Below are 8558 nucleotides of genomic sequence, written 5' to 3'. Positions count from 1 at the left end.
TTCTGAACGGCCCGCCCCCTTGTCTTACTCGCAAAATCCAGCTAGCTGAGGTTGATGCCTATACTGTGGTATAGGCACCAGTCTCAGCTAGCATACTTTTGAGCAACCGCCTCCGCCTCGGTCGGTCTCCTTGGTGCATCCTTGCATCTAGCGAGGATGACTCCGGCTGCGGCGCTTCTCCATCTGTGCAACCCTGCACCAAATGTGCCAACTCCGCTGCTGCTTTCCACCCTTTGTGCAACTCTGCACCTAAGGATGCCAGACCCGCCGCCTTCTGCATCCTCACGACAAAAGAGGCTGTCCCGCGCCGATCGGCGAAAGGGACAGCCTCTTCTTATTGTTTCATTGCATTACTTGCTATGAGCGATTTCCGGTGTCGTCAGACGGTCGTAGAAATCGACCACTTGGTCTCTCTTCTCGACATTGTCACGCTGCGCCATTGCGGAACGCGGATGCTCGTCCAGCATACCCGTCACCATGTATTCCATGATGTAGCCCCACTCCTCTTTCTCGCGGAGAGGAATCATATGCTTCTCGATCATGTCGAGAACCGGACGAACGTTATATTTCGGATTTGGCAGGTGAGCAACGAGCAGCTCCGTGTTGCAGTTGCCTGCCGCACGGCCCATACCGTACACCGAAGCGTCAAGCAGCTCTACGCCGTTATCGACAGCAACGAGCGTATTCGCGAATGCGAGCTGCATGTTGTTATGCGTATGCACGCCGAGACGTTTGTTCGGCAGATGCTCCTTGAATTTGTTCACGAGATAAGCCATATCGTTCGGCTTCAGGCTGCCGTACGAGTCAACGACATAAACGACGTCGACAACGCTCTCGCGGATCAATTGGAACGCTTCGATCAGTTGGTTCTCCATAACGTTGGAGAGCGCCATAATGTTCAGCGTCGTCTCGTAGCCGCGGTCATGGAACAATTGAACGAGCTCCAGCGCCTTGTCCACATCTTGGATGTAGCAAGCGACGCGAATGAGGTCGAGCAGGCTTTCGGTGCGCGGCAAAATGTCGTTCTCGTCCACACGGCCGATATCGACTAGCGCGGACAGCTTCGTGTTGCCTTTATTCGGAATGACTTTGCGCAGAAAGTCATCGTCCAGGAAGCGCCATGGGCCGGCAGTTTCTGCGCCCTTGAGCAGCTTCGGCGAATTTTTATATCCGATTTCCATGTACTCTACGCCCGCTTCGTTCAAGCTGTTGTACAGGTGTTGAACGAATTCGACGCTGAAATCCCAATTGTTGACGAGTCCGCCATCGCGGATCGTGCAGTCGACGATTTTGCAGTTGCTGGTCTTTGCATTCATACGATTGCTGCTCCTTATCGTTAATCAAGAGTTCTTTTTTTCCATCATACTTGAAAAGAGGGCGGAACGCAAAACATATATCGACTCCCTTCGCGTTTCCAGCACCCTGCTTATGCACCGGTTATGCGAAGAAGGACAGCTGCTGGAAGCTGCCCTTCTCTGTGTTCCTCCCTATATATATTCCGCTGTACGGACAGCATCATTCAAGCTGAACGACGTCAGCTGCTCGCCTTGCTGCAAGCCTTCGATACGAATTTGCCGCGACTCGCCTGCCCGCAGGTCGAAGTAGTTGTCCGACAGCCTTGCAGCCAGATTCGGCAGGCAAACATCCTTCGCGAAGACGTCGCTTGTCAGCGTCACGAGGATCGAGCCGTCCTGCTCCTTCTGCTGTTCCATCCGCAAGGAAGCAGGTTTCAGCTGGAGCTGATAAGGCTTGCCGATCAAATAAGAATTCTCGGCAAGAATGCGCCTTTGCTGAACCAGACGTACGAATACGACCGTACTCGACGGATCGTGCCCGGCAAGTGATACCGTGCCGACGTGAGTCGAGCGGAAGCCTTGGCCGTTTACTTCGATGATGTCCCGGCGTACTTCCTGCTCCGAGACGATATCGTAGAACGATACTTCGATTTCACCTTGGAAGTCGCCTGTTTCATGCACAAGGAACAGCCTCGCTTCCGCCTCGCCCTGGACGACGCGCAGCAGCGCGTTCGGCGTCTGGAACGTCCGCTTCATGTAATAATAGGACGGCTTGCGCACTTTGCCGTAATCGACGATCGCCCAACTGATCGATGGCCACAGATCGCTCCACTGCCAGATCAAAGCGCCCGACGTATCCGGCATGCGGGCAATCCAATGCTCGACGCCAAGCCGAAGCGCATTCGCTTGCATAAGCTGATTGACGTAGACGAAGTCGCTCTTATTCGCCGGAAGCCGGTAATCGCCGACCGTATAGTAGAGCAGCCGCTGCGTTCCGTTCGGCGCCTTCTGCATGACCTGAAACTTCGGATGGCGCAAATCGGCTTCTCGGTCAACACCATCCATGACACGCATCGACGGATAAGACTGCATGCCGAATTCGGACAGGAAACGGCCATTCACCTGCTGGTAGTTCTCATAAGGATGCACTTGGCCCCAGACGTGCCAGTAGTGCTGATCGCCGTAATCCTCATCGTTGTGCCCGTGATCGACTGAATAGGAGAACGGGCTGGTCGGCCAATACGGACGGCTGCGGTCCTGTGCGCAGACGTCGCCAAGCACTTCGAAATACAGCTTCTCTCCGTAGCCGTTCTTCCGCTTGCGGCGGCTGTTCTCGACGAAATGCTGGTTCTCGTTGTTGCCGCACCAGAGCACGATGCTCGGATGATGTCCGCAAGTTTCGATAATAAACTGGGCTTCCTTGCGCACAAGCTCGCAGAAAGCGTCATCGTCCGGATAATCGCCGCATGCAAACATAAAATCTTGCCAGACCATGATTCCGCGGCGGTCGCATTCTTCGTAGAAGTCGCGGTTCTCATAATACCCGCCGCCCCATATCCGGATCATGTTCATATTCGCTTCGGCAATGCCGCTAATTTCCGCTGCGTAAGCTTCCTGTGTATCGAGGCCAGGATATAGCGTCAGCGGAATCCAGTTCACGCCTTTGCCGAGTACCGGCACGCCATTCACTTCAATAATAAACTTACGGCCCTGCTTATCGTAAGGCTGCAGCAGCTTCACTTCGCGAAGCCCGATCGTGCGCGACAGCTCCGTCGTGCGGCCGCCCGCCGTTATAGCTGCCGTCAGCGTGTACAGCGGCTGCTCTCCGTAACCGGTTGGATACCAGCGCTTCGGATTGCTCAGCTCGATTGGCAGGACGGCGGTCGATCCGCCAGCCGACAGCTTCGTCTCCCCGCGCGACTCGGCCAGCAGAACGTCTCCCTCATACAGCCTGCAGACGACTTCTGCCTCCCGTTCATCTGCTCCGGCCGCTGCGGCTGTTACGCTGACGTTCAGAATCGCCTTGTCATCGCTCAGATGCGTTAATTCATAAATTAGCTTATCCGCGCGGCAGCCATTGGACGCTTCCACATATATCGGCTTATGGATACCTACCGTCACAAGCCGAGGACCCCAGTCCCAGCCATATCCGTACTGCGCTTTCCGGCCGAACAGACGGGCCGGAATGCCGTTCCACAGCTGCAGCGGATCGCCGAATTCCTTCTCCTTCTGCTTCAACACGCGGGTCGGCGAAGCTACCCGCACGACCATCTCATTCTCGGCTGTCGCCCACTGCTTAATACTAAAGCGATGTTCAATGAACATATTATCCGTATGTCCAATCGTATGGCCATTCAACACAATCTCCGCGTAGGTGTCGACGCCTTCCATTACGAGCTCAAGCTCATCCGCTTCGAGCTGCTCTGCGCTTAACGCAAAAGAACGGCTGTACGTCCAATCGTCATGCTCCACCCATTCGACTGCCGACTCCAACAACGTTTGCCATTCATTCGGAATAACACCTGCCCGCTGCAAATCGAGTTGGACGAAGCCGGGGACTTGTGCGTCATATCGGACTTCCGTCCGTTCGTTGTATAGCTGCCAATTGCCGTTAAGCGAAACCTTGCTCATCGTTTCCTTCCTCCCGCCGGATAATCCCGTTCTTCTTTTGCTATTTACAGCAGCGCTCGAATAACGGCCGCAACCTGTCCGGCGCATTGCCGGGAGCCTGCTTCCGTTAAGTGAAGCCGGTCGCTGCAAATATATTCATTCAACCGAGGACGAAGCGCCGCATTCAAATCGTTGACCGCGATGCCGCGCTCCTTCATTAACTGGACGGCTGCGCTGTTGTAATGATCAATCTCTTCATTCGTTCGGCCGACCGCATCCGCCGCAACAGGCGTCGTCGTTGCGAATACGACGCGCGCGCCCGTTCGTGCGAGTTCATCTGCGATTCTGCCCAGCGTAAACACGTATTCCTCGACCGATGTAAGAGGCTCGGTCATCGGCGCTTCGCGGTGCACATCCCAAAGCCCGTTGTTCCAATGGATGACATCGATCTTGGCCGAACCAAGCTCCTTCAGCCATAGATTGACGCCCCACAGCGTATATTTAGCGAACCTGCCGTTCTCCCCCGGAGCGATGATGGCTGCTTCATCCGCCAACAGCTCCCGGACGTAAGGCTCGTAGCCCTCGCGGATGGAATCGCCGAGCAGCAACACTTTTCTCATCCCGTCCTTGCTCCCTTCCCGCTTGTCTGCTTGAACTATGGAATAATGCCAACGACCGCCAAGCGGAAATTAGTCCCCCTTTGAAGCTCGCTGCCGCCTAGAAACGTTTCGATTTCCAGCTGGTGCCTGCACCGGGGCAAATCGTCGGCAATCGTCAGCAGCCGGAACCAGCCATCGCTTCCGTTCCAATCCGGGCGGTCGACCTCGTAATGTACCCACTCGCCGCCATCCAGTCTGTACCGGAATTCCGCCGTCGCTTTGCCGAAGTCGATTCCGATCGCAACGCCTCTGCCCTCGAACTTGCAAGAGAGCGCTGATCCCGGCGCCGGCGAATCGAGCACACGGTCGATCCATTCGTAATACGGCCAACGCCGAAGCGACCACGGCCCCGACGTCGAGACTTTCTCAAGCGGCAGCGCGTAAGCGTCTCCCCAATGATTCGGATTCATCGGCGCGATGAGGGGCTGCCCAGACAACCGTTCATTGCTCACGTTATGATCGTCATGATCTTCACGGTCTGTGCCCGTCGGCAGCTCCTGTTTCAAATACTCGATGACACTTTCCCCGTATGCATAGCTTCCCCGGCTCGTCGGATGCAGACCGTCCGGAAGCCACTCTTCCCACCTCAGCATCCCGCTCTGCACTTGGCGCATGGCGTATAGCCCCATCCACACCGATCCAAGCTGATAGTGTGTGGCAAGCAACTCCAGTTCGGCGATCGACGAGGGCGCGAGCCCTTCCGACATCGGTTCGTACATATCTTGAGAGAACGTATACGCAAGGACAACATCTCGTTTGCCGTCCGCCAACAGTTGGCGAAGCAGTCCTTCGCGCGTGCGCATCCTCTTCTCGGTCGGCACCTCGTTGTCATTGACCGCATACTCGACGAATACGATGTCGCAGCCGCGCTCGATCAGGTCTCTCTTAGCGCGGAATACAGCAAGATCGCTTCCCGTCGCCCCGATCCCGGCATTCTCGACGACGATCCGAACATGCGGGAAAGTGCTGACGAACCAGCCGATGACCGACTCCGGCCAATTATGTCTCGGCCGCGGGTCGGTAATCGAACCGCCGATAAAGCCGAGAGTCAAAACTCCCTCTTTCAGCGCCCGCTTCGTATTCACAAGACTTCCCCGGTAATTCCATACTTGCAGAGTCATCGGAACGCCCCCTTCTTCTGCCGTGTGTAATAACCCTAATCCGTGTGGCCAACCCTATAGTTCAAAAAAAGCAGTCACTTATATTTTGCATTTTGTTTGGTTCTTTTGCAACTAATAATTGATTTTGTTAGCTTATTTGTTTTGTTCATGAAATCGTTTCAATTGGCTCTGTTACAATGTTTATTTCATTTCAGGTAAAATAAATTCGAATAATTCACCAATCTCCTCCTTCATGAGCAATCTTCTTTGTTATTTCATATTTATCCCCCCTGCGACTTCACAAAACAAAAAAGAACGTCAGCTCATCAAAAGCTAACGTTCTAGTCTTATTCGATCCTATTAGTTCATTGTCGAGTCGCGCATGAGGACATCGCCTTGAATAAGCAGCCGTTCGACGTTCGAAGAACGGTTGGCGCACCGCCACAACAGCTTATCGACTGCCCGCATTCCGAGCAGCTCCTTGTTCACATTGACCGTGGTCATCCCCGGCGAAGTATTATCGAACCCGGTTACTCCGCAACGTTCTGGAACGGATACACCTTTCGCCAGCAAGCCTGCCTTCACATTGTCGGCAATAAAATCGTTTGCGCAGACAAACACATCCGGAAGTTCGCTATCGTCCAGCGATTGTATGATGCTGCTCAACGAACCCTCGTCTTCTCCCGTTAATGATTGGATCGGCTCGTAATTCAACTGATATTGCTCCAATATAGACTTGAATGCGATCCAACGCTCATAGAAGCTCTGGGCATAGCCGATATCGCCCACGAACTGGAACTTCTTATATCCCCGGCTGACGAGCTTCGTCATCAATTCCTTCGTGGAAATAAAATTGTCCGTAAACACCGTATCGCATTGGATAGCCGGATCATAATGGTCGACCATGACGACCGGAATATCAAGCCGTTTAATTTCCAGTAAAATTTGCGTCGAGATCGTGCCGACCGTTACGATTCCGAGAATCGCGTCCGGATTGAGCAGCGTGAATACTCTATCGCTCGATGGCTCCGTCAACGTTAGAATATCCATGCTCTTCTGGTTCAGCCGCGTGCTGATCCCGTCAAACACCGGTCCCCAGTAGATCGAATCCCGGTTCTGATACCGGATATTCGGGAACAGAACGACGATCGTGCCGGAAATTTTGACCGCTTCCGGATCTTGCAGTTCCTCCGCTGTACCCATAGTACGCGTATGGAAATATCCCAATTGACCGGCCGCTTTCAAAATCCGGTCCTTCGTTGCTTCACTCACACCCGACTTGCCCGCTAGCGCACGGGATACTGCGAATTTAGATACTCCCGCAAAGTCTGCGATCTGCTGAATCGTCACTTTTTCCCGCATCGTCACTCGTCCCGTAAACAGTTTAGAAACACACTAACATCGTAGCATAACGTTTGGGCTTATTCAAAAACAAATTTGATTCATGTCCGCGATTATGCTTCCGCCCGCACTTTGCCCTCAGCCCGTTCGCGGAACAGGAGAGAGCACAGCAGCGCTGCAGCACTCAAGATGATGCCGTAAAGGAACATCTCCCTGAAGCCGGTAAGCAGTTTCGTCGAATGGTTCAAGAACGATCCCATAATCGTAACGCCGATGGCTGTTCCGATATTGCGGGAGAACATTTGCAGCGAAGCGGAGATCCCTTTCTCCGTCGGACCGACCAACTGCTGCGAGCCAATGACCGAGACGGTCGACAGCATGCCGAAAGCCAAGCCGAATATGGTCGAGCCGGCGAATACGAACCAGAAGCCGGACGATTCCGACAGCAGCAGGAACCACGCCGCGGACAGCACCAGCAGGACATTGCCCGTTACGATCAGCTTCCAGTAGCCGAAGCGGCCGATCCAACGGCCTGCCGGCACGCTGCACGTCATCCAGCCGATCGACATTCCTAGCATCGCGACACCGCTTAGAAACATGGAATAGCCCTGCTTCTGCAGGAACATCGGCAAATAGCTTGAGGCGCCGAACAGCGCGCCATAAGCGAGCAGCGAGTTGCCGTTCATCCAGGCCACTTGTTTGTTGCTGAACAGCGACAGCGGAACAAGCGGCGAAGCATGCCTTTTCTCATACAGCAAGAACAACGCGAGCAGCACGATTCCGCCCGCCAAATAAAGCAAGGCCCCATGCTCGACGACGGTCGGAAGCAGCAGCAGACTAATCGCCGCCGTAAATATTACCGCACCAGCGTAATCGACCTTCGCCCGCTTCGGCTCGTATTGCTCGCGATATGGAATCAACAGAACGAGTGATAGTATACAGATAGGCACATTCACGTAGAAGACGTACCGCCAGCTCCAATATTCCGTGAAGACGGAACCGAGCAGCGGCGCGATGATCGCCGAGATTCCCCACATCGCCGTGAACAATGCTTGTATTTTGCCGCGCTTCTCCACAGAGAACAAGTCGCCGGCAATAATGACCGGGAACGGGTTCATCACGCCCGCTCCAATACCTTGCACCGCACGGTACAAGACGAGCAGCAGCATCGTATCGGCGCTGCCGCACAGAATCGAGCCAAGCATGAATAACACGATGCCGGCTGCGAAGACTCTCTTCCTGCCGAATAAATCAGACAACCGGCCGGCTACCGGAGCCAACACTGTCGAAAATATCATATAACTGGCGAATGTCCACGCATATAATTCCGCCTTGCCCAGCTCTTTTGCAATAACCGGCATCGTCGTATTGACGATAGTGCTGTCCATTGATGCAACAAGCATCGCCATGACGATGCTTGCCATTACACTAAATCTCCCTTTCATCTGCCGGTCCCCCATTCTTCCCGCATTCCGCACAAACAGGCCGCTTCTGCGGCCTGTTGTTTTAATGTAATGAATACTTCATCCCTAATCCCTAATGCTTCGAGCTGT

The 8558-nt window shown here is 54.1% G+C and carries 6 protein-coding genes; all 6 read right to left on the bottom strand.

All coding sequences use genetic code 11. The annotated features are described in order from the left end of the window. Nucleotides 1-350: 350 nt before the first annotated feature. The 6 genes from PKO01S_RS07385 to PKO01S_RS07360 all read right to left on the bottom strand — a co-directional run bounded on the left by PKO01S_RS07385 (nt 351) and on the right by PKO01S_RS07360 (nt 8450). Nucleotides 351-1316, bottom strand: coding sequence for an aldolase catalytic domain-containing protein (locus PKO01S_RS07385; protein WP_127530672.1), 966 nt, complete (start codon nt 1314-1316; stop codon nt 351-353). 171 nt (nt 1317-1487) lie between these two features. Then, entirely contained in the window at nt 1488-3926 is a 2439-nt protein-coding gene (locus tag PKO01S_RS07380; protein ID WP_164779522.1) for a beta-mannosidase, read from the bottom strand. A 44-nt stretch (nt 3927-3970) separates the two neighbouring features. Further along, the gene (locus tag PKO01S_RS07375) at nt 3971-4525 is read right to left on the bottom strand and encodes an SGNH/GDSL hydrolase family protein (protein WP_127530670.1); all 555 of its coding nucleotides are present in this window, start codon (nt 4523-4525) and stop codon (nt 3971-3973) included. A gap of 35 nt (nt 4526-4560) precedes the next feature. After that, nucleotides 4561-5685: an SGNH/GDSL hydrolase family protein gene (locus PKO01S_RS07370; RefSeq protein ID WP_127530669.1), complete on the bottom strand. Its 1125-nt coding sequence runs from the start codon at nt 5683-5685 to the stop codon at nt 4561-4563. A gap of 339 nt (nt 5686-6024) precedes the next feature. Beyond that, nucleotides 6025-7026 carry a LacI family DNA-binding transcriptional regulator gene (locus PKO01S_RS07365; protein ID WP_127530668.1) on the bottom strand — a complete coding sequence of 334 codons (1002 nt, stop codon included), beginning with the start codon at nt 7024-7026 and terminating at the stop codon, nt 6025-6027. Nucleotides 7027-7118: 92 nt separating this feature from the next. Further along, nucleotides 7119-8450 carry an MFS transporter gene (locus tag PKO01S_RS07360; RefSeq protein ID WP_127530667.1) on the bottom strand — a complete coding sequence of 444 codons (1332 nt, stop codon included), beginning with the start codon at nt 8448-8450 and terminating at the stop codon, nt 7119-7121. Between the last annotated feature and the right edge of the window lie 108 nt (nt 8451-8558).

This window comes from Paenibacillus kobensis NBRC 15729 (genome assembly GCF_004000825.1).
Taxonomy (GTDB): Bacteria; Bacillota; Bacilli; order Paenibacillales; family Paenibacillaceae; genus Paenibacillus_T; species Paenibacillus_T kobensis.
The sequence above is the reverse complement of the archived record's forward strand: the minus strand, read 5'-3'. Positions and strand labels throughout refer to the sequence as shown.

What these genes read in the sequence shown, in the direction of transcription:
- PKO01S_RS07385 (WP_127530672.1), bottom strand. Translation starts at nt 1,316, where the DNA reads ATGAATGCAAAGACCAGCAACTGCAAAATCGTCGACTGCACGATCCGC.
- PKO01S_RS07380 (WP_164779522.1), bottom strand. Translation starts at nt 3,926, where the DNA reads ATGAGCAAGGTTTCGCTTAACGGCAATTGGCAGCTATACAACGAACGG.
- PKO01S_RS07375 (WP_127530670.1), bottom strand. Translation starts at nt 4,525, where the DNA reads ATGAGAAAAGTGTTGCTGCTCGGCGATTCCATCCGCGAGGGCTACGAG.
- PKO01S_RS07370 (WP_127530669.1), bottom strand. Translation starts at nt 5,685, where the DNA reads ATGACTCTGCAAGTATGGAATTACCGGGGAAGTCTTGTGAATACGAAG.
- PKO01S_RS07365 (WP_127530668.1), bottom strand. Translation starts at nt 7,026, where the DNA reads ATGCGGGAAAAAGTGACGATTCAGCAGATCGCAGACTTTGCGGGAGTA.
- PKO01S_RS07360 (WP_127530667.1), bottom strand. Translation starts at nt 8,450, where the DNA reads ATGAAAGGGAGATTTAGTGTAATGGCAAGCATCGTCATGGCGATGCTT.